Source organism: Acinetobacter sp. ANC 3929, from assembly GCF_000369405.1.
GTDB lineage: Bacteria > Pseudomonadota > Gammaproteobacteria > Pseudomonadales > Moraxellaceae > Acinetobacter.
This window is the reverse complement of record NZ_KB849994.1, coordinates 477,901-498,903: the sequence shown is the minus strand read 5'-3', so window position 1 is coordinate 498,903 and position 21,003 is coordinate 477,901. Positions and strand designations below refer to the sequence as shown.

At 36.6% G+C, this 21,003-nt stretch carries 18 protein-coding genes; 6 read left to right on the top strand and 12 right to left on the bottom strand.

Features of this window, described 5'->3' with window-relative positions:
• Positions 1-108: 108 nt before the first annotated feature.
• From F909_RS17410 to F909_RS17425, 4 genes are all read right to left on the bottom strand, one after another.
• A complete protein-coding gene (locus tag F909_RS17410; RefSeq protein WP_050559981.1) occupies positions 109-1,011 on the bottom strand; it encodes an AraC family transcriptional regulator in 903 nt (300 codons plus the stop codon).
• Between the two features lie 45 nt (positions 1,012-1,056).
• Positions 1,057-1,965: an AraC family transcriptional regulator gene (locus F909_RS17415; protein WP_005145702.1), complete on the bottom strand. Its 909-nt coding sequence runs from the start codon at positions 1,963-1,965 to the stop codon at positions 1,057-1,059.
• Positions 1,966-2,143: 178 nt separating this feature from the next.
• On the bottom strand, positions 2,144-3,442 hold the full coding sequence (locus tag F909_RS17420; protein ID WP_005145700.1) for a Y-family DNA polymerase: 1,299 nt from the start codon (positions 3,440-3,442) through the stop codon (positions 2,144-2,146).
• A gap of 4 nt (positions 3,443-3,446) precedes the next feature.
• On the bottom strand, positions 3,447-4,058 hold the full coding sequence (locus F909_RS17425) for a LexA family protein (protein ID WP_005145699.1): 612 nt from the start codon (positions 4,056-4,058) through the stop codon (positions 3,447-3,449).
• Between the two features lie 280 nt (positions 4,059-4,338).
• Here F909_RS17425 and F909_RS17430 point away from each other — a divergent pair, with 280 nt between their 5' ends.
• Positions 4,339-4,569 (top strand): hypothetical protein, encoded by a 231-nt coding sequence (locus F909_RS17430; protein ID WP_005145698.1) that lies wholly within the window; start codon positions 4,339-4,341, stop codon positions 4,567-4,569.
• A 189-nt stretch (positions 4,570-4,758) separates the two neighbouring features.
• Here the strand turns inward: F909_RS17430 and F909_RS17435 are convergent, their stop codons facing one another.
• The 4 genes from F909_RS17435 to F909_RS17450 all read right to left on the bottom strand — a co-directional run bounded on the left by F909_RS17435 (position 4,759) and on the right by F909_RS17450 (position 7,833).
• The gene (locus F909_RS17435; RefSeq protein ID WP_005145697.1) at positions 4,759-4,986 is read right to left on the bottom strand and encodes a hypothetical protein; all 228 of its coding nucleotides are present in this window, start codon (positions 4,984-4,986) and stop codon (positions 4,759-4,761) included.
• A gap of 251 nt (positions 4,987-5,237) precedes the next feature.
• Positions 5,238-5,570, bottom strand: a complete 333-nt coding sequence (locus F909_RS17440) for a hypothetical protein (RefSeq protein WP_005145696.1) — start codon at positions 5,568-5,570, stop codon at positions 5,238-5,240.
• Between the two features lie 180 nt (positions 5,571-5,750).
• Positions 5,751-6,716 (bottom strand): LysR family transcriptional regulator, encoded by a 966-nt coding sequence (locus tag F909_RS17445; protein WP_005145695.1) that lies wholly within the window; start codon positions 6,714-6,716, stop codon positions 5,751-5,753.
• Between the two features lie 136 nt (positions 6,717-6,852).
• The gene (locus tag F909_RS17450) at positions 6,853-7,833 is read right to left on the bottom strand and encodes an MBL fold metallo-hydrolase (RefSeq protein ID WP_005145694.1); all 981 of its coding nucleotides are present in this window, start codon (positions 7,831-7,833) and stop codon (positions 6,853-6,855) included.
• Between the two features lie 117 nt (positions 7,834-7,950).
• Here F909_RS17450 and F909_RS17455 point away from each other — a divergent pair, with 117 nt between their 5' ends.
• On the top strand, positions 7,951-8,865 hold the full coding sequence (locus tag F909_RS17455; protein WP_032877594.1) for a LysR family transcriptional regulator: 915 nt from the start codon (positions 7,951-7,953) through the stop codon (positions 8,863-8,865).
• Between the two features lie 40 nt (positions 8,866-8,905).
• On the opposite strand, the gene F909_RS17460 is transcribed toward F909_RS17455, so the two are convergent.
• The 4 genes from F909_RS17460 to F909_RS17475 all read right to left on the bottom strand — a co-directional run bounded on the left by F909_RS17460 (position 8,906) and on the right by F909_RS17475 (position 14,191).
• Positions 8,906-9,190, bottom strand: a complete 285-nt coding sequence (locus F909_RS17460; protein WP_005145692.1) for a hypothetical protein — start codon at positions 9,188-9,190, stop codon at positions 8,906-8,908.
• Between the two features lie 324 nt (positions 9,191-9,514).
• Positions 9,515-11,857: a TonB-dependent hemoglobin/transferrin/lactoferrin family receptor gene (locus F909_RS17465; protein ID WP_005145691.1), complete on the bottom strand. Its 2,343-nt coding sequence runs from the start codon at positions 11,855-11,857 to the stop codon at positions 9,515-9,517.
• Between the two features lie 511 nt (positions 11,858-12,368).
• Positions 12,369-13,385, bottom strand: a complete 1,017-nt coding sequence (locus F909_RS17470; protein ID WP_005145690.1) for an AraC family transcriptional regulator — start codon at positions 13,383-13,385, stop codon at positions 12,369-12,371.
• 515 nt (positions 13,386-13,900) lie between these two features.
• Positions 13,901-14,191, bottom strand: coding sequence for a hypothetical protein (locus tag F909_RS17475; protein WP_005145689.1), 291 nt, complete (start codon positions 14,189-14,191; stop codon positions 13,901-13,903).
• A 746-nt stretch (positions 14,192-14,937) separates the two neighbouring features.
• Here F909_RS17475 and pgaA point away from each other — a divergent pair.
• Genes pgaA through pgaD form a run of 4 tightly spaced genes read left to right on the top strand, consistent with a single transcriptional unit; the run spans position 14,938 to position 20,928 of the window.
• Positions 14,938-17,403, top strand: a complete 2,466-nt coding sequence (gene pgaA / locus F909_RS17480; protein WP_005145687.1) for a poly-beta-1,6 N-acetyl-D-glucosamine export porin PgaA — start codon at positions 14,938-14,940, stop codon at positions 17,401-17,403.
• On the top strand, positions 17,403-19,217 hold the full coding sequence (gene pgaB / locus F909_RS17485; protein ID WP_005145686.1) for a poly-beta-1,6-N-acetyl-D-glucosamine N-deacetylase PgaB: 1,815 nt from the start codon (positions 17,403-17,405) through the stop codon (positions 19,215-19,217). Before pgaA ends, pgaB begins: the two co-directional genes overlap by 1 nt.
• Entirely contained in the window at positions 19,214-20,458 is a 1,245-nt protein-coding gene (gene pgaC / locus F909_RS17490; RefSeq protein WP_005145685.1) for a poly-beta-1,6-N-acetyl-D-glucosamine synthase, read from the top strand. The genes pgaB and pgaC overlap by 4 nt, the downstream gene beginning before the upstream one ends.
• Positions 20,455-20,928: a poly-beta-1,6-N-acetyl-D-glucosamine biosynthesis protein PgaD gene (gene pgaD / locus F909_RS17495; protein ID WP_005145684.1), complete on the top strand. Its 474-nt coding sequence runs from the start codon at positions 20,455-20,457 to the stop codon at positions 20,926-20,928. The genes pgaC and pgaD overlap by 4 nt, the downstream gene beginning before the upstream one ends.
• Positions 20,929-21,003: the final 75 nt, after the last annotated feature.

Genomic DNA, 21,003 nt, shown 5'->3' with positions numbered 1-21,003 from the left:
AATATAGGAAAAAGCAAGCAAAGATCTCTTTGCTGATGTTTCCAGTTTAGAAACCGACGTCAAATCAAAGTTGCCTATTTTTAAAAAAAGTTTGCCTATTTTGAGGATTTATTGTGGTACATCTCGGCTAGGCGTGTTGCCAAATAGTCGAGAATATTCTCGAGTAAATTGTGACTGACTTTCATAACCAACTAGATCAGCAATTTGCTGCATATTCATTGATTGAGATAAGATCAACTTTCTAGCCTCTTGCAAGCGTAACTGTTTCTGGTATTGCAGAAGTGTCATACCCGTGATTTCTTTGAAATGGTTTCTTAATGTCGCTGCACTCATATTCATCTGGTCAAGAGCATCTTGTATGCAATTCTCATGAAGAAAATTATTTCTCACCCAATGAATCAACGTAAAAACATTTTTATCCGAGCCACTTGCCTTGACTAAATTACGTAGATAGACACCATGTTGCCCGACCAGTAAACGAAGCACAATTTCTTGCTTGATAATCGGTGCAAGCTGATCAATCATTGTTGGCTCTTCAATCAAATTCACTAAACGCGTTAATGCATCGATCAATGCACTATCGAGATACTCAATTGAAAATGCAGGTAGATTTTTGAGTTTTACCTGACAATCTAATAGTTGTACGGTTTCAATAATCAGATCTAGATCCAGTGACAGCATCATTCCCAAAAAAGGTTGATAATAAGATGCCTCTGTCACCCGACTAATGGCAGGCAAATCGATGGTGGTCAACATAGTTTGACCAGCACCATAGCAATACACTTTATCGCGAATCAGGACTTCTTTTTGCCCCTGTAAGACAATGCCTAAACCAAGTCCATAAATGCAATGAATAGACTGTTTGGCAGTACGGCGATGTAAAGAAAAACCTGGAATCTGAGTTTGGAAATCTTCAACTTGAACCAGCCCAGCAACTTTATCAGCAAGTGTTTTCACAAGTTCTTTAGTTTGATCCGATGCATACATAGCACAACCTATCTCATCACACATCTAGTTTCATATGAAATATGAACATGATCTTTTTTAAGCAAATGATTATAGCCCTTGTCGCATACGTTGAATGTCCCGCTGTGGTGACTCTCCAAATAAACGGCTATATTCACGGCTAAACTGAGAAGCACTTTCATAACCAACCAGACCCGCAGCTCGTCCTGCATCTATATTTTGATTAAACATCAAATGTCGTGCTTCCTGTAAACGCAGTTGCTTTTGATATTGCAACGGGCTCATCCCTGTTACAGCACGGAAATGCTGTCTAAATGTGGATGGACTCATAAACGCTTTATCCGCCAAATCATCCATACGCATGGGTTGTACGTAGTTATGCTTAAGCCAGCTCACCACCTGATGGATTTTATGATGTGCCGAACCTGATTTCACCAGTTGCCGTAAATAAATTCCATGCGGACCATTCAGTATCCGTACAATAATTTCTTTCTGAATCAGGGGAACCAGATGAGGAATCATTATAGATTCATCTAGCACTTTCACCAGTCGCAAAAATGCATCGACCAATGGCGCATCGGCCGACTCTACGGAAAATGAAGGATGATTATGGTCTGATTCCATCCATAACTCTTGAGGCATATCAGCAATGACCTGATTCACCATTTGTAAATCAAGTAACAGTAAAACTGCTAAAAAGGGTTTCTGCGGTGAAGCCTGAACAATATGGGATGTGACTGGCAGATCAATCGTGGTCAGCATACTTTGCCCTTCCGAGCATTGATAGACTTGCTCCCCAATCACGACTTGTTTCTGCCCCTGCAAAATAATGCCAATGCCTAGGTGATAAATACAATGGGTGCTATCTGTAGGACGCATTCGACGATGAAAAGAAAGTTGAGGAATCACTGAAATGTGATCATCTGAGTGCTCAGTAAAACAGGAAACAGCATCAATCAACTGTTCCATATTCACATTTCTTTCAACAGAAGTCGCCATAGCAAATTAATTTATCCAAATAAAGGTTAGGAATATAACCAATGTATTGATCATAAAATATTAATACATCACACCAAATAAGCTTTTCAATTCAATAAAATGCTTTGATTCAAGATTTATCACGCCAATAATCATGAGTAAATAAGGGTTTAGTAATGATTGGCCGCAAAGAGCCAGCTTATACCACTTTTAACACCTCATCCCACTTGGTTAAATAACTGGGAGATTTGTGATTCTGGATCATACGCCACGCTCGCCCATGCGGTGTAATTAATCGCCCTAGCGTCATACAATCCCGACCAAATCTTTTATTAATATCATCAAAAGCGACTGAAAGATTTCTTCGAGCAATGAGTTCATCCGTATCATGGAATAAATCGACTGCGTGGCTGCGTTGAGGAATAATATCGAGCAGAATCACTTCTGCCTTTTTATAGCGATGACCTGTCTGATAAATACGATCAAGCCCTTGTTGTACCGCTTTGATAATCTCTAAACGATCATCACTATAGTCAGAGAGATACACCACGGTAAAAGGTCGATAATATGCTTCCTTATTAAAACGATTGGTACGGATACTCACTCCAACCGCTTTGCACAGTAAGTTTCGCTTTCGCAAACGTTCGACGGCACGTAAGCTAAACTCAGTTAAAGCGCCACTCAGGCTGGTTTTGTCCTCAATCGGCTGACCAAAGGAACGGCTACTTAGTACCTGCTGCCGATCTGTCACAACATCTTCGATCTCTAAGCAGGTCACTCCCTGTAATTCTTTGACCGTGTTTTCCATCAGTACTGAAAAGTACTGACCCATCATTTTCGGATCAGCTTGAACCAAATCCATCACCGAATAGATATTCATTTTTTCTAAACGTTGTCGAATCTTTCGTCCGACACCCCAAACCTCACCTACAGGCATATGCCCTAACAAGTCTTCAATCACACATGGGTCTTCATTCACTAGATTACACACACTATTAAAACAAGCATGTGTCTTGGCTAGATTATTGGCAAGTTTGGCTTGGGTCTTGGAATAACCAATGCCAATGCAACATGGCAAGCCCAACCAGTTTTTCACCGTATCCAGAATCTGATGCGCATATTCAGTTAAATCGTAGCTATGCTGATATGCAGTCAACTCTAAAAAGCATTCATCTATCGAATAAACTTCCTGTTCACATGGATCCACAAAGCTGCCTAATATGTTCATAAAACGGCGTGACATTTCTGCATACAAAGCATAATTACTAGAAAAGACTTCCACTTGGTGTTGACGAATAATTTCTTCAATCTGAAATAACGGCACCGCCATTCGAATACCAAGTCTTTTTGCTTCATAAGAACGGGAAACCACACAACCATCGTTATTTGAGAGCACCACCACAGGACGGTTTTCTAGCTTTGGATTGAACACACGCTCACAACTGACGTAACAATTATTGACATCAATCAAAGCAAAAATACGTTGTGGCAAACTCATTGGTTTACCTCATCGGCTTCAAGTTATACGTCACCACACCCCAGATCAACAGTTCTTGCCCTTCTGTAATATAAATATTTTGATAGTCAGGATTTTCTGCTTTTAACCACACCTTAGGTGGACTGAAATGATGATCAATCATCAATCGTTTAACGGTAAAATCATTATCAATCAAAGCAATCACAATATCCCCAGACTTCGCTGAAAGACTACGATCCACCACCAAAGGATCATCAATATCAATACCAGCATCTAACATCGAGAGTGAGTTTGCTTTCACAATAAAAGTTGAGTTTTCATTACGAATTAAAAACTCATTTAAATCCAAAGCTTGTTCAACATGGTCCTGTGCAGGCGACGGAAAACCAGCTGCGACACGTTCCGTTGCCAATGGAATATGATAAAGTCGATCATTCTTCGCTTGAACATTTTGTATTTTCATTGAAGTGGCCAAATCAGTTTGCTGATCAGTTTTGACATTATTCAGTAACCAATTTTTGATGAAATCAACTTGGGACTCAGGAACACGGATGACTTTGGTCGGCTCACTGAATTGTGCCTTCCGCCCTGCATTGGTTCTTGCGCCCCCATGCTCAAATTCATTTTTTTTGGACATACCTTCCCCCTACCCAAGCTTAAAATACTTTCAAATAATTTAACTTGAAAAAGTTACAAATTCAAGTTGACGTACAATTAATTTTGCATAACAATGAATCCATAGATCAGATTTTGGCTTGTTTAACTTAGACAAGGATGTAAGACAAATCAAAATTAATGTTTTAAATGAATAACTTATGCAAATAAAAGATATTAAGTTATTGATCTAATTCATTAATCTATTTGATCTCTTGGCAGTTAGATTCTATTCAAATATTTTTGATGTGGAGACATGAAAAATGAACAATCAACGTGATGCTATTCTTGGTTATGCTGACGAACAACATGCTTATTTTATTCGTCTTATTGAAAATGATACAGTCCTTGGCAATTGCTACGGATTATTCTGTGAAAGCCCAAATAGTGAAGCCGCAGAAAGTATTATGACGACCCTGTTTTTAAAGAAATCTTTTTGGCTCAATGGTTCTGAATTTAATGATATTGTGAAAGGGCTTAATCCCATTCATTGATCTAACTGAGACAAAAAAGAGATGACTTTCATATATAAAGAGCTTAGGTAACAGCTAGCCCATAAGCTCTTTACTTTTTCTTATAGACTGAGTCAGGTTTTACCGAATGCTAACCCCTCTCAAATAAAAACCCACTTATTGGATTTGAGCATAAGTGGGTTTTTACACGGCTTAAAGACAGGGCTAAATTCAAATAAATCTTTTATCGTTCACAGGTGCAACCAACTTATAGATTTTTCCATCGACATCACTCTCGAACAGTAAGTCAATATTTGGAAAAATGATATTCCCTTCTACTTCAATATGTTCAACCCGTTTAAAAAAAGGAATATCATGGTCTTCTAAATCATTTAACTGGGCTACGACAATAGACTCATTTTCTTCTTGGTCTTTCACAATCACTGTAATTTTATCCATAACAGTTCTCCCAATAATATTGTTCATAGGACTATGGGAAATTTTTTTAAGCTTGTCGACTAAATGGTTGTAACAAGAGTTATAAGTATTAGACTTTTATTAATTCGTCAGTTAAGTGCTTGAAATTACCTTCAAATAAATAAATTCCATTAATATTTTTTTAACTGATCAGTTACAGTTATGTGGAAAACATTTCAGAATGCATCACTGCGTAAATTCAATATAGACTTAGATTTCGCAAAAAAGATAATTTACTCGGCTATCAGATTATTGGACATTTCATTCTTATTTTTAGTTTTCTCATTCGGCTTCGCAATACTTTCTTCTTTATCTTTTAACTCAAGATATTCTCGCGCATCTTCTCGCCGATGAATACCCCCTAATTTTAATGCTTGTGTATCAACTTCAGCATCAATATCAGCCCTTTTTGTAGATTGCTTAATAAGATAATTTTTATTTTTTCCTGATGATACATTGCCAAGATTTACTTGTGCTACTGCATTGACATCTCCCCCAGAAGTTTCAACTGCAAAAACAGCTGTAGACGTTATCAAAGCAAGCATCCACCCTCGTATGTTTCTCATTGTTAAGTCCTAATTGATTTTTTAATTTTTAATGCCTAATTTTACCCTATCCTCTTTGCACACATGTTTTATATATCTTGTTAACACTTCAAATAACTTATGTTTATACAATAAATCATCGACCTATCCTATGCTACATTTCGATATATTTAAGTGCACCATATCTCCTCAGCACTACACTTAGATAAAAGTAATGGTAAAACTATCTAAAAAATAAAATCCTAAATTCAAAATGATAGCAAATTGAATGAAATAGCGCTCTTTTATAATTTTTGCAAAATAGTTTACTTGATCTAAATCTTTTTTATCGGCATACACAATGCCCACTTTAAGACTGATATCAAAATCATTGACTGGTACAACTTCCAGATTGGTATTCGTCTCAGAATACTTATCAAAAAAAGGTTTAGGAAATATCCCCAATCCATCACCGTTTACGACACTATTTAATTGAGCTTCTATCCCGAAAACCTCCTTATTTGCATAAAAAACGGATCCTTTTTCATTGAGTTTTTTATTTAGGCTTTCTCTAAAACAGCAACCCTCGGGATGCACAACCCACCCCTTTTTACTACACCGCTCCAGCGTTTTGTATTCTTTGACACCATTCTTGAGCGCAACCACAACCAAAGGTAACGTTCCAATATTTTTGAAAAATAAATGCTCAGAGAGATGCAGATTGGAGGGAATCATCACAATAGCAAGTGTAAGTTCCCGCTCATCTACTTGTTGGATAAGGCTTCGTCCCCATCCACTTTGCATTTCAACTTCAGTCGAATAATGATCATACTTATATCTATCATCAATATATTCATATAAGTCATCAACCAAGGTCATTGGAAGACCTATTTTTATCTTTTCCAGAAATGATTCCGTTTTTTGTTGATGGAAATTTTCTAGCTGCTCCATCTGTTCGAGAATATGACGCCCTTTGAAATATACTTTTTCGCCAAAATGCGTTAATTGCAGAGGTCTACTTTTACGGTTGAATAATTTGCCTTTTAATTTCTGTTCAATACTATTAATCCGCTTCGTGACAGTAGACTGATCAATACCAAGCTTTTCTGACGTCACTGTTAAAGATGAATTTTCAACAGCATATATAAAAATCTTTAAATCTCTAATATCTAACACATTCACACTCATTCATATCTTATTTAAATGCATACCAAATCTATGTACGCTTTGATTATTTAGAAGAAGCTTCTAGCTGAGTCATGCAACATGGGCTGTACAAGTCATGTCCTAAAAATAAAATCTTGGCTTTGTCGGCTTATGGCGATTACCAGTTGCCTCTACGATGGTTACTCACCCATCGATACATGCCTTGGATATTCGGCATTTTCATTGTGTTGAACGCTATCCAAGTCTGAACTTCAGGGCTAAATTTTACGTTACGGTAGAGTTGATCCCAAGACTGACCGTCGCGAACCAAGTCCAGTACTTGCTGATGCAAGTCTACGAGATAATTTCGAAGGGCAATCTGATCTTCACGAGTTGCAGGTGTATAGTGCCCAACATCAATAATGTCGACATCCTGACGGATAACCCAATTTAAAGTATCAATCCAGCCTGTGTAGTAAAAGTCGAGGAAATCGTTATAGGGCATACTTTTACTTTCACAAACATCCGTACATTGCAGTGCCTGATATTTAGGGAAAAGCACCATCACCATACTGTCTGAATGACTAGGTGCCACGTAATGCAACAAGACTTCTTCGCCGCCCAAGCTAATTTTCATATCCTGATCAAACACTCGATCAGGTAATGCTGTTGCTAATTTTTCTCCCACAATCGGTTCAATACTGCGTTGATTGGCAACAATCGTTGCACCATCTGCCTTAAAGACTTGCCCACCACTAATATGATCAGCATGCGCATGGGTATAAACCACATATTTCACAGATACACCGAAACGTCTTTTGATTTCTTCTTTTAACCATGCAGATGTACATGTCATTGCTGGGTCAATGATTAAAGCTCCTTCCTTTGTAATGAGGACTAAGCCACTATGTACCGCTAAACCTGCACCTGTGGTATGCCGATAAAGATTGCCTCTCACTTGGGTTAAACTTTTCGGATTTTCAGGACACGATGCAGCCGTAAAATCATTTAAAACCCTACGATTTTGATAAGCCGACAGGTCAACAGATTGACCATTATCTTGTGCAAAAATGGAGCTGGATGGCAGTGATATCAATAATGCTACAAAAATTTTATTGGTTATAAATGTTCTAATCCTTTGATTTTTAATTGTACGCATACTTCAAACCTTCACTACTATTCCGAAGATCAATCTAGCAAGTTAAGCAACACGATAAAATCCACAAAATTCACAATATACTGTCCTAAAATTGGCAACAATGGATGTAAAAATATGATGGAAAAACTGGATGACTTATTATTATTTGCTGAAGTCGTGGAGCAAGCAGGCTTCTCCGCAGCAGCACGTCATCTCGGTTTGCAACGTTCAAAACTAAGTCGACATATTGTGGCACTAGAAAATCGGATTGGTGTCCGTTTATTCCATAGAAATACAAGGAATGTGGTTCTGACCCCAGCAGGTGAAGAAGTATATATCCATGCAAAAGCCTTAAAACAAGCAGCACATAATGCATTTGCAGTTGCAACAGACCTTGCAGGTGATCCTAAAGGAACTTTAAGAATCGGCTGCTCTCCGACCTTTGCACAAGCAGCTTTGGTTCCTATCCTTCATTCATTTATGCGCCAATATCCCAAAATCAAAATTATTCTGAATACCGCAGATCACAATATCGATTTAATCAGTGCACAAGTGGATCTGGTTTTTAGAATTTCATCAAAGCCACTACAAGATTCTAGTTTAATCATTCGTCCAGTCTGTGAGTTATCCATGCTCTTGGTCGCAAGTCCCCATTACATGCGAGAAAAACAAAAGATTAAGCATCCAGAAGAACTTAAAACCATGAACTTTATTGCTCTAGAATTTCATAAAAAACTTGTCCATAGAGAATTTCTGCATCAAAATAATGAGCTATTTAACTTGCAGCTCGAGCCGTATGTAAGCTGTGGAAATATGTCTATTTTAAAATCAATTGTTCTGCAAGATTTAGGCGTAGCAATCGTGCCAAAGTACCTATGCATTGAAGAGTTAAAATCTGGTCAATTGGTAGAGGTTTTTGAGCCTGATACGCAATGGTTCTTGCGTGACTCGCTTGTAAATGCACTCATACCAACACGGCAGAATGTCTTATTAGCAACAAAACTTTTTTTAGATTTTTCAATTCCACTATTACGACAAGAGTTATGTAAATGACTCGATAACTAAAATGCTATTCTTCAAAAAACAATTAACATCAATAATCTGAAAAGCAAAAACACTCACCAAACATATTATAAACAAAATCAGCAGGCGCATCGATAGGATAAACATCGCTTTCTTTTAAATAGAAAATTTTCCCATGATCCAATACCATTAGGATGGTATTCATTCTTTTTAACAGAACCCCTTCTTTTATTATTTTTTTAATCTCCACACCTTCTATTTCAAAGACTAGAAAGCAAATAATTTGCCCTAATCTTAAATGCTCAGGATTAAATCTTCTATATTTTCTACATTTTTTACAGATCCAGTCCTTCACTAAAATTCCTTAATGATAACTTTCAATAATAATTCAGGCTTATTATAGGATTTTATTTTTCATAATAATTAACAGTAAATCATTAAAAAATTATCATTTAGTGAAAATTTAGATTTCTATTCACTTTATTTCCGTGATTAGCTTATTGTATCCATGGTTAAGCTCAAGGTATTAGATATAAAAATAAATAAACCTTTGCCCGTTTCTATAGTTAAATAACTTTCATTATCTTTACAGATAAGTACAGATACTCAGTTAAACTCAGCATCTGTATCTTTTTTACGCACTACAAATGTCTAACTTAGATTCAGGACACCGTTCAAACTAGAATGATTGAGAGATGCTCAGCTTATAATCACGACCCGTGCCCGTCATATACTCACCTAAATACATTTTGTAATCTCGATTAAACAGATTATCAATTGAGAGATTTAACTTTGGTCCTTTGTCACCCACAGGCTGCCAGTCGGCAAAAACACTATGCAGTGAATAGCCTTTGGTTTTTGGCAAAGAAAAAGAGGATGCTGCAATCGACTTATCATTGTCAGATAAACTCCGGTCCTGTGCTGCTACAAAAATCCCTCTCCACCCCATGGTCAAATGATGTTCTGGTACATTTATTCCTAACGTTGCCGTAGCTTTTTTGGGTGGAATATCCGTCATCCATGTTTTTTGATCAAACCACGGATTAACCGGAGAATTGTCACGACGTCCTCGAATATATGAATAGGTCAATCCAGTGAACCAGGTCGGCTGATTATAGAAAAGCTCAGCTTCATAAGCTTTGATCGTATAATCATTCACATTGCGATAGAAACCAGGATCGTACTTACCATTACAATCGCTCATACTGCCATTTCCACCATTGGCATTGATTTCCGCCTGTGCCTTGCAGAAGACTGAACGATTACGGAAGATTTCATCACTACCACGATTGCGATGATAAGTAAGACGTACCTGTAAATGATCTTCAGTAGCAAAAACATCATCAAAATTCATTTCATTACCAATACGCATCGCCAGCATTTTTTCAGGCAATAAGTAGCGACTGGTCGAAGACAAAGATGTTACTGCCGATTGCACATAATATTGTTCATCTACGCGTGGTGCACGCCATGTTTTACTAATATTGGCAAACCAAGTCAGATAATCCGCCTGCTTCCAAGCCAAGCCTAAACGTGGCGACCAGCCTGTATAAGTTTTGCTTGAATAGTCATGCCCTGCACTTGGATCGTTATAACGTGGCGCACGGTTCGGGTTACCTGTGTTTCTGATGTGATCGTAACGCAGCGATGGTGTAATGGTAAAATTATTAATCTGATATTGATCTTCCACAAAGGCACTTAGCATTTGCTGATCCCCAGAGGGCATATAATTTGGTTCATAATAACCAAAGTTATAATCTGGCTTAGCGGCATTGTTTTTATCGTAAATCAGGGAGTTCTGCTCCATCTTTTGATATTGTGCCCCCAGTTTTAATTTATGCGTACCGTATTCAGTCGCAATATCACTAATATTACTGAGTTTAAAAGCCGTATTGGTATACGTTACCCAGCTTTCATTGCCCAAGGTTGCCGCTGAACCATTAACGCTGGGGAGTCTTTGATCATGTTGATCCGTCTTTGAATAAGATGCCGTCGCTTTTAGATTGATATATGGATTTGATTCTGGGTTGAACTCATATCCCATCGAATAGCTGGTATCATTCTGATCACGATAAACCAAACGACGTTTCCAAGCCTCATCGTAACCATACTTTTTAATATCCGCCTCAGTGGGTACAGCATCTTGGTCGCGCATCGCTGCAAATGGTTCCCAGCCTTTGTGTCCACCCTGCATCGCATTTAAGGTGATTTTTTGGCTGTCAGTCGGATAAAAATTCAGCTTGGCCAAATAGGTATTTTGTTCTTGTGCAGAATATAAAAACTTACTGCCATCTGGACGCTTAACATCACCACTGTCTCGCTTGGTATAATAGAGCATACCATCTACAAATCCATTTTCACTTTTACCATATACTGCACCAGTATAAGTATTTTGCGCATTATTGGAAAAACGTGAATACTTTAAAAAAGCACCTATACTTTGGTCATCTCGAAGCAGATCTGTTGCATCTTTAGTTTCCAATGTGACTTTTCCACCAAAACCACCATTTCCAACTTCAACGTTATGTGGCCCTTTATCTACCGTAATTTTCTTTAAAATTTCAGGCTCTATAAAGACTGAACCTTGACGATATTTATCAAAGCTTTTAACCGAGTCATCCAAGCTAATCGGAACATCTTCTACTCCACCCATTCCCAAGATATTAATGGTTTGCCCACCTGGTCTTGGCGAACCAGCGGAACCCACACTTGGCATGTTATCGAGTAATTGAGCAACATTGTTTGCCTGATAACGATCAATGGCTTTTTGGTTTAATACACTCTGACCAAACTGAATGGTATCTTCTTTTTCTGCCTGTACCACGATGGGTGTCATCTGATAAATTTGGTTCTGATCATTGGCTGTGGATGAGCTTTTAGGCAATGCTACAGTTTTGTTCGAATTCAGCAAAACTGTTGTATTAATCTCCGCGTAGACGTGTACAGTTAAGACATTCATAGATAAAGCAATAGCTAGGTTAAGTGGCTTTATCACCGTTTTTTGAGAGATAGCTTGAAACATACATCATCACCAAAAGATAAAAATTCATCGTCTGCCTAAAGAGGCGATAAAATAATTAAGGATTTAAATAAATAAAAACAATAAAATCAAAATATTAGTGTTCTGCAACAGTCAACTTCTTCAATATTAAAGTAAGCAATGAAAGAGTTAAGGCATCGGCTCAGTGCGACATCGTAATTGGGGTCACGATTTTGAATCAACGGCTGTCTATCATACGTTGGGAGAGGATTAATCATTGAAGTATGCAAACACCACAAATAATATTAATTATCATTTACATTTATCAAATTGTAAATAACTTCTCTATTTTTCAGGATAATCAATCAAATTTCCAACTTATTCGTGAAAGTCACCTCTTGCATTATAAATAGGGCGTTCAACATCGAGGATATTGATCAAGCGACAGACAGGATAAAATACGATCGAAAAGTTATAGCGCAAAAGCAAGGCTTAACTCTCATTGCGACTTCGTTTTGGATGAGAATGATGACTAAAAGCTTAAAGAATAAAATTATGAACGATAATTTAAAATTTTTTTCTTTCGATATTGTAATGGACTCATCCCCGTCCAAGTTTTAAATGCCCGAATAAATGAAGTCTGCTCTTGATAAGCTAATAACATTGAAATATCCAAAATACTCAAATTTAAATCAGCTAGGTAATCAAAAGCTAAATCTCTACGGACTTGATTTAATTTTTCTTTAAAAGTGTATCCTTGCTGTTTTAATCTCATTTGAAAAATACGCGATGGTAAGCCAATCTGGTTCGCTACGTATTCCACGCTAATATTACCTTTACTCACGGCCTGTATTATTGTTTTTTGTACTAACTCATCAAAAACATCGAGATGGGGACGCTTTGATAGCAATATATTCGCTTGCTTGATTAAAATATCATTCAATACGGGGTCTGCATTTGGAACCGTAAGTTCAAGGCTACTCATAGAAATATATATTTCTACATTCTCACTTTCAAACTCAACAGAACATCCAAAAAAATTTTCATAATTATAGAAAAATTTATTTTTTTTCGTACTAAAGTTTATTTTATGTACATGAATCATATTTGGATGGACTAATTGATTTAAAAAAACATAAAAAACCCCCATCAACAACTCATCCACAAGATGATTATTTTTTATATATGGGTCTTCGCTCCAACTAATGACAAGAAAATCATCACAAACTGACATTTTTGCAGGTTTAGTTTCACAGAATAATCTTTGATATTTTATAAAGGAATTTAGAACTTCTAGTATATTCTCACTAGACAGCGCAATATAACCTAAAATACCAAGATGTTTAGGTTGTGCATATTTTGAAATATCTAGTCCAAGTGTTGGCTTTGGATATTTTTGATTAATTTCCTCCAATAACTCAATCCAATCCCAAAGTGGAATTAACTCATTGGTTTTATAGTCACTCAAATATTTTGCATTTTTAAGATTATTTTTTACACAAAAATAAATCAATAGGTTTTGCATCGCACTAGAAACTAATTTAACTTGATTAGACTTACTCAAAACCATTTCACCCACTCTATCTCATATCAAGAACCACACCTCCAAGAAGGAATCAAAAACCACTCATGCAAGTACATTATTTAATCAAATTAAAAAAACCTTCATAGTCAGCAATTTCGCCCCCTTACCAATACGGCAAAAAAACTTTTTTTTGTGATATTAGTCACATATAGTGTTAAAAATCTACTGGAAAACTGAATAAAAAAATTATCATTTCAATAAGAAAAATTATCATTTCAGGGAAAGTTTGGAGATTGTTAAGCTGTCTTTAACATAAGGAGTGGTACAAATTTATTTTTATTCTGTATTCAAATCTTTAAACAGGTTATACGAAAAGAGAAATTAATAATTATTTGACTTTTTTGTTTTACTAGCAAAACAAATTCATCCAAATCAATAAGCACTGACAAGTCTAAAAATATTTAATAATGGATTGACTTCAACTAATTCACGATTATTTGTTACAATGTAGATTTATACTTTTATTATTTTTCTATAAACTCTATTTTTTCTTACTTTATCTAACGATAGGAGAAAGCTAACTCAACAAAAAATATTAAAAAAAATAGTAAAACAATAATAACAAGACTAAATATTAAAGAAAAACTTACAACAAAATAAAAATCATCTATTTTTTCCACAAAAAAAATAAGTAAATACAAAAATAAAAAAACATAGCTAATATTTGTATTCCATAAACACATAGTAAGAACAAAAACCTGTTCATTCCTTAAAAATAAATTCACACCATTATCTTCATTCTTCTCATTCATTTTATCAAAATCTAGCACTAACGTTTTCTTATAGATCACACCCGCCCCTTGACTCTATTATAAAAATAGACCTTACCCCCTTTAAATCTAAATTTATTATCATTTAGCACATAAAAATTAGCATTATTTTCATAAAGTTATTAAAACAATCAAAAGTCAAAAAATATTTATTAAAGAATTCATATATATACAAGAAAAAAATGCTACAACCACCTTGAAATTTAGTCGTAAAACAATCTCATCCATACAAAAAAAAGATAAAAATAAAAATAAAATACTTAGAATACAACCACTTAATCCAACACCAAAAGGTTACAGAAATTTAAATCTCAAATTTAGTAAGTGTATTTTTTGTAATTATAATCTATAGATTCATTTATTTTATATTTCCAATCTATTTTCATTATTCATTCATTGATATCTGACATATAAACAAAGATTGCTCTATACAATTGTATGATTTTACTTAAAAATATTTTTAATTAAATTTAACTCAATATTTTTGATATTTACTGTAATGAGAATTTCTTTATTTGAATATTAATTTCTTGCTCAATTTATGCCATTAGAATACAAAACATAAAATACACAAACACATAGATAGAAAAAACAAAAAAACATGTCCATATCAGCAGGTGGAAATTTAAAAAATAAATAAAATATTGATAGATATAAACTTATTAAATTAAAGATCAATCAGCATAGCTGTACATAAGCAAGACAATATGTGATTTAAATCACATATTAAAATAAAAAAGAGAAATAATTAACAACCCAAACACTTTATGCAAAAAACTCAGCCACTCTTCCCAGCCAGTCTATTGTTTCTATTAATTGCGAATATGTCACATGCCCATACATCTGATTTTTTAAGAGAAAAAGCTATTTATCAAATTAAAAATGGACAAGTAACACAAGGTTTGACAACCCTTGAATCGTTGTTACAACAATATCCTGATCAACAGAATATTCTAGCTGATTACCTATTGTCAGCCTCCCAGATTCAAGCTATCCCCAAAGCTACCTTAACCGATTTAACCCAACGAATTCAGCCAAAGTTATATCCTGAATATGCTCAACTCATGACGGTTAAACTTTTACGGGATCAAAAACAGTTTAATTCTGCATTAGTTCTACTCGAAAAATTTGAGCCTTATCAGATACATAATCGTATGAAAGTTGCAATTCTAAAATCTGCATTACGTGCAGAAAATAAGCAACTGGTTGAAGCAGCAAAGATATTAAAAAATCTTGATACAGCAGAGATGGATGCAGAACAGTTGAGCATCGTCGCATACGTTTACCGTCTATTGGGACAATACACATATGCCTTACAAACAATTCAGCTGGCTTATCATCAATATCCCATCAATGTCGCCATTCAAAAAGAGTATTTCAATGTTTTAGTTGCTCTTGGCAGTTACGACATGGCAACCGATTTTTCCAAAAAGCATCAACTCAAAGAGAATGCTGAGAATTTAGCTTGGCAAAATAGAATTGGAAAATTTTCACAGAATGTAAATGAAGCGATCAAACAGCAAAAATATTTATCTTCACGTGCTGAAAGTGAGGCCAGAAGTTTTGAGCAACTTGATCAAGTCCTAAACGAAGCTGAACATATTTCCCAGCAAATTCCAACCAATCAACCTATGTTCAATCGTTTCTATTATGACTATCTCTACGCTCTAAATTATCGAGGCAAAAAACAACAATTTTTTAGCATTTTAAAACTAGTCTCCTTGCCGCCAATTGAACAAATGCCAGTATATACGCGCCATGCCATTGCAGATGCATACCTTGCAAATAAACAACCAGCCGAAGCTGAGAAGATCTATCGCAGCTTATTGGCTGAAAAGAACTATCCTGATGTTAGTCTCTATACATCTCTTTATTACTCATTGATTGAACAAGAAAAATATAAAGATGCACATACACTGGTTATCGTGATTGATGAACTGATTCCCACATATGAATATAGTGAAGCCAAAGGCATCGATAAGAATGTCCACCCAGATCGAAATGAATATCTATCGTTAGTTGCATTAGATATGGCTTATCGGAATCGATTAGATTTATCTGAACAATATCTCAATCAGATCGTCAGCAAAACTCCGAATAATGCTCAATATTTAAACGATTTAGCCAAGATCCAACGTTGGCGAGAAAATCCTCGTCAAGCCCAACAAAGCATTGACCGCTTAAATGGTTTAGAACCTCACTCAAAATACACACGTATCAATAACATGCAAAATACTCAGGCCATTGGTGATATCCAGTCTTGGCGCAATCAAGCCCAAGCACTTATCAAAAACTACCCTAGTGATAGTAGTGTCATCAAAAGTAATAAAGAATTAGATGATCGCAATCATGCCAGTATCATCCATGAAAGCCGCTTTTCACGTAGCCGTGCAGAGCAAAACCAGTTATTACAATCACTCAAAGGGACACGTGATCGCGAGTCCAATACCTCGCTATATTCACCATGGCTTGCAGACAATTATCGGATATTTGTTGAACATCAGGATATTTGGGGAAAATATGCAGATGGAAACTTACAAGAGCAACGCTTTGGTTTGGGACTAGAATGGCAAGACAAAGGTAAAACTTTGGCACTGGTTGCCTCTCAAAATCTTGACGGGCAGCGTCAAGGCTTAACAGCGGAATGGTCACATCAACTCAATGATTACTGGCAATACGCATTATCCATCAACACCCAAGCCAATATTCCCTTACAAGCCATTGATCAAGGTGAAAATGGCAAATCTTATGCTGCTAGAGTTCGGTGGCAACAAAATGAATCCCGACAAGCCAATGCTGGATATAGTTACACGGATATCAGTGATGGTAATAAGCGCCATGATTTTTTTGCAAACTACAACCAACGTGTTTTCCAAACCGCTCATCACACTACACAAGCTGGTTTTTCAACATTTTTAGGGAAAAATTATTTAGATAATGTTGCTTATTTTAGTCCTAAACAAAGTTATAGCTTGGCGATCAACTTGAGCCATGACTGGTTGACTTGGCGAAATTACGAACGTCACTTCAATCAAAATTTCTCGATCAATGCGGGGATGTTTCACCAACAAGATTATGGCTCCAAGCCCATTTTTGATGCGCAATATCGACATGAATGGCAATTGTCAAGGATCTGGGCACTGCATTATGGCATTGGTTGGAGACAACATCCCTATGATGGCATCAATGAAAAACAAACTTATGCCCTGTTCGGTTTTGGGGGGCGATTCTAATGACGTTTTTCAATATTTTTAAAATGTTCTCTGCATGCGTATTTCTCCTTCCTATGCACAGTTTTGCATCAGAGCAAGTAAAATTTGATGCTCATCATTTTGTTAGCCTGACCTTTCATGATGTCCGCGACGATGTACGCAAGAATGGTGACAAAGATATTTATGCCATTAATACTCAAAATTTAGTGCAATTTTTTGAATGGCTGAAACGTTCGGAATGGACTCCAATTACCTTAAAACAAATTATGGCATCTCGGGAACATGGGACTCCATTGCCTAAAAATGCAGTTCTGATTAGTTTTGATGATGGGGCGCTGAGTGGGTATAGCCATGTTTATCCATTAATCAAGCAATATCAAATCCCTGTTGTCTTTGCTTTGGTCACCAGTTGGACCGAGGGCAATACGCAAGCCGCTTATGAAGCCTATGGTCAAAATAATTTGATGAGCTGGAAACAACTGCAAGATATTCAAAAATCTGGTTTAGTTGAATTTGCTAGCCATAGCCACGATTTGCATAAAGGTGTACTGGCCAATATACAGAAAAATGAAAAACCTGCGGCTTTGACTCGACAATATGATCCAAGCAAACAACGCTATGAATCTGAACAAGAATATAACCAACGCATCTACAACGACTTAGTGAAATCCAAGCAGGTCTTACAACAGAAATTAGGAATAGATTCGCTTGCAATCATCTGGCCCTATGGTGCGGTCAACCAACAAGTCACTCAAATTGCCAATCAGGCAGGTTTTCCGCTGTCTTTTAGTTTGGGAACTGAAAAATTAAACAATGCCAATGATGCGACTTTTCAACGCGGCATTGTTTCGAATAATCCAACGGCGGAAAATTTACGTGAACAACTCACAGGCTTTATGGAGTACGGTCAACGTCAAGATTATGACCCGATACGAGGTTTACAATTTGACTTGGCTCAATTTTCACAGGACAACACGTTATACAATCAGCAGTTAGGCGATTTATTAAATAATTTAAGTGCATTAAGAACCAATACCTTAATCGTTAATGCCTTGACCAATCAAAAGGAAAATACCGAGGATCAAGCCTACTTTCCAACAACCCATCTAAAACTGGCTCAAGATATTTTAAGTCGTACTCATTGGCAAACACGAACGCGGGTTTTCCATCGGGTTTATGCACAAATGCCGATCTTCCCCGATCTGAAGCGAACTCATTTAGCAGTCGATTTAAGTAGAGACCTGATTCGAAATAATCCCAATCTGGATGGCATTATTTTAAAAACAGATCAACAACTTGCTTGTCGTTATAGCACTGTTGTGAACTCAGTTTGTCTGGAAAAAGAAGCTCAAATTTTAAAGCTAACCCAACAGGTCAAAGCGGCTGTCACACCTTATCTCAACCAAAGTAATCCCTTTCATTTAACGCTACAACTCTCACTCTCTGATTTAACAGATCAGGGCTTAGCGCAAATTGTTAAAACCTATCTGCCCTTCGTATCATTACTAAATATTGAAATAGATAGTCTGAGTAATCTAAATACGTATCAAAAATTTATAGCGCAAGTTGATTATTTAACGGCCGCAGAAAAAGCCAGACTGATGGTCACCTTAGTGAACCAAGACCAGACTTCTGCAAAGGAGTTACAGATCCTGCGACAACAGTTTTTAAACTTACAAAGACATGGAATCCAAAAATTGGTTTTAAGCAATTACCGCTTTGATAATGCAAAAGCGGTGCATGAACAATTATTTACACCACTCAGTTTAAATGAGAGCCCGATCAGTTATCGCAATCCATTTATCAATCAACACGTAAATGGAGCACACCCATGACCCTAATGGAAACCCTTTTTTTATTTGCTTTTCTCTATCCATTGGTCATGGCATGGACATGGATGGTTGGTGGATTATGGTTCTACTTTAAACGTGAATATAAGCAAGACAGATTACCTGCAATTTCAGAGCAAGGATGCAGCATTATCATTCCTTGTTTTAATGAACAAGATCAAGTTCGAGAAACCATACGTTTCGCGCTACAAACACAATATCCAAAATTTGAAGTCATCGCTGTCAATGATGGTAGTGCTGATAACACTGCAAAGATTTTGGATGAACTGATGCTTGAACATCCAAGTTTACGGGTCGTTCATTTGGCAGAAAATCAGGGTAAGGCCTTTGCCTTACGTTCTGGCATGATGGTGAGCCAATATGAATATCTGATTTGTATTGATGGAGATGCTTTATTGCATCCACATGCGGCCATTTGGATGATGCATCAACTGACCGCATTTAATCAGGTTGGTGCAGTGACTGGGAATCCTCGGATTTTAAACCGCTCAAGTATTTTAGGGAAATTACAGGTGGGAGAGTTTTCCTCAATTATTGGCTTAATTAAACGTGCTCAACGTACTTATGGACGTATTTTTACAGTTTCAGGTGTCATTGCTGGCTTTCGAAAAACAGCACTCATGCAAGTCGGTTTATGGTCAGATGATAAAATCACCGAAGACATTGATATCTCATGGAAACTGCAACTTGCAGAATGGGATATTCACTATGTTCCTAATGCCCTGTGTTACATCTATATGCCTGAAACATTTAAAGGCTTGTGGAAGCAACGATTGCGCTGGGCTCAAGGTGGTGTCGAAGTCATCAAAACTTACCTGCCCAAGCTCTTTAAAATTTCAGCACTCAGAATGTGGCCTGTCGCCCTTGAAGCAATCATCAGCATGATCTGGGCATATGTCATTTTTCTGATCATCATTCTATTTTTCATCGGGTTATTTATTCCTCTATCGGCAGAATGGCACATTAAGTCTCTATTCCCCCAGTGGTACGGTGTCATTTTAGCAATCACCTGTCTAATTCAATTTTTTGTTAGCTTGTTCATCGACAAGCGATATGACGGAAATCGTTTTTTTAGAAATTATTTTTGGGTCATTTGGTACCCCTTGTTTTTTTGGATGCTGGGAGCAATGACAACCGTGGTTGCGGTTCCAAAAGCGTTATTTACACGTAAAAAAAGAGCGAGATGGGTCAGTCCAGATCGTGGTTTTAAAGGTGAGGCAGAATGAACAAACAACAATTGAATATCATTGAGGACGTATCACAACTCGATATCCCTGAATATATTGATCAACACAGCTATGTGAAAAATAAAGGCGCACATTATTTGCTGCAAGGAATTGGCTGGGCACTCTGGACCCTATTATTTTTACCCTTATTGGCAATATTTTTATGGCTATATCAAGGCAAACTGATTAAAAACTATATTTTTGCAGAGCAGATGAGTGTACAGCTGCATAATTTCTTTTGGCTCGCACTCATGGTCGCAGTCTGTTGTACCTCTCTGCTGTTATGGGCAAGCTATAACTGGTTGCGATATCGTAAGGCGAAAAAAATCACCATCAATAATGTGACACATTCGATTCTGGCTGAGGGCTTTTTGATTCCCATGGATGAGCTATCAAAAATTCAACATTCCAAAAATATTGTTCTGCACTATAACCATGAAGGTCTTTTAGCTGACTACGAACTTAAATAACTCTTCATTCGATAGACATAATAAAAGAGGCAAATCCCTGCCTCTTTTATTATTCGTTTTACTGTTTCATTTCAG

Coding starts and splice junctions, on each gene's coding strand:
- F909_RS17430 (WP_005145698.1), top strand. CDS start 4,339: ATGAACAATCAACGTGATGCTATTCTTGGTTATGCTGACGAACAACAT.
- F909_RS17465 (WP_005145691.1), bottom strand. CDS start 11,857: ATGTTTCAAGCTATCTCTCAAAAAACGGTGATAAAGCCACTTAACCTA.
- F909_RS17415 (WP_005145702.1), bottom strand. CDS start 1,965: ATGGCGACTTCTGTTGAAAGAAATGTGAATATGGAACAGTTGATTGAT.
- F909_RS17445 (WP_005145695.1), bottom strand. CDS start 6,716: ATGAGTGTGAATGTGTTAGATATTAGAGATTTAAAGATTTTTATATAT.
- F909_RS17425 (WP_005145699.1), bottom strand. CDS start 4,058: ATGTCCAAAAAAAATGAATTTGAGCATGGGGGCGCAAGAACCAATGCA.
- F909_RS17450 (WP_005145694.1), bottom strand. CDS start 7,833: ATGCGTACAATTAAAAATCAAAGGATTAGAACATTTATAACCAATAAA.
- F909_RS17420 (WP_005145700.1), bottom strand. CDS start 3,442: ATGAGTTTGCCACAACGTATTTTTGCTTTGATTGATGTCAATAATTGT.
- F909_RS17435 (WP_005145697.1), bottom strand. CDS start 4,986: ATGGATAAAATTACAGTGATTGTGAAAGACCAAGAAGAAAATGAGTCT.
- pgaB (WP_005145686.1), top strand. CDS start 17,403: ATGACGTTTTTCAATATTTTTAAAATGTTCTCTGCATGCGTATTTCTC.
- F909_RS17410 (WP_050559981.1), bottom strand. CDS start 1,011: ATGTGTGATGAGATAGGTTGTGCTATGTATGCATCGGATCAAACTAAA.
- pgaA (WP_005145687.1), top strand. CDS start 14,938: ATGCAAAAAACTCAGCCACTCTTCCCAGCCAGTCTATTGTTTCTATTA.
- pgaC (WP_005145685.1), top strand. CDS start 19,214: ATGACCCTAATGGAAACCCTTTTTTTATTTGCTTTTCTCTATCCATTG.
- F909_RS17470 (WP_005145690.1), bottom strand. CDS start 13,385: ATGGTTTTGAGTAAGTCTAATCAAGTTAAATTAGTTTCTAGTGCGATG.
- F909_RS17440 (WP_005145696.1), bottom strand. CDS start 5,570: ATGAGAAACATACGAGGGTGGATGCTTGCTTTGATAACGTCTACAGCT.
- F909_RS17455 (WP_032877594.1), top strand. CDS start 7,951: ATGGAAAAACTGGATGACTTATTATTATTTGCTGAAGTCGTGGAGCAA.
- pgaD (WP_005145684.1), top strand. CDS start 20,455: ATGAACAAACAACAATTGAATATCATTGAGGACGTATCACAACTCGAT.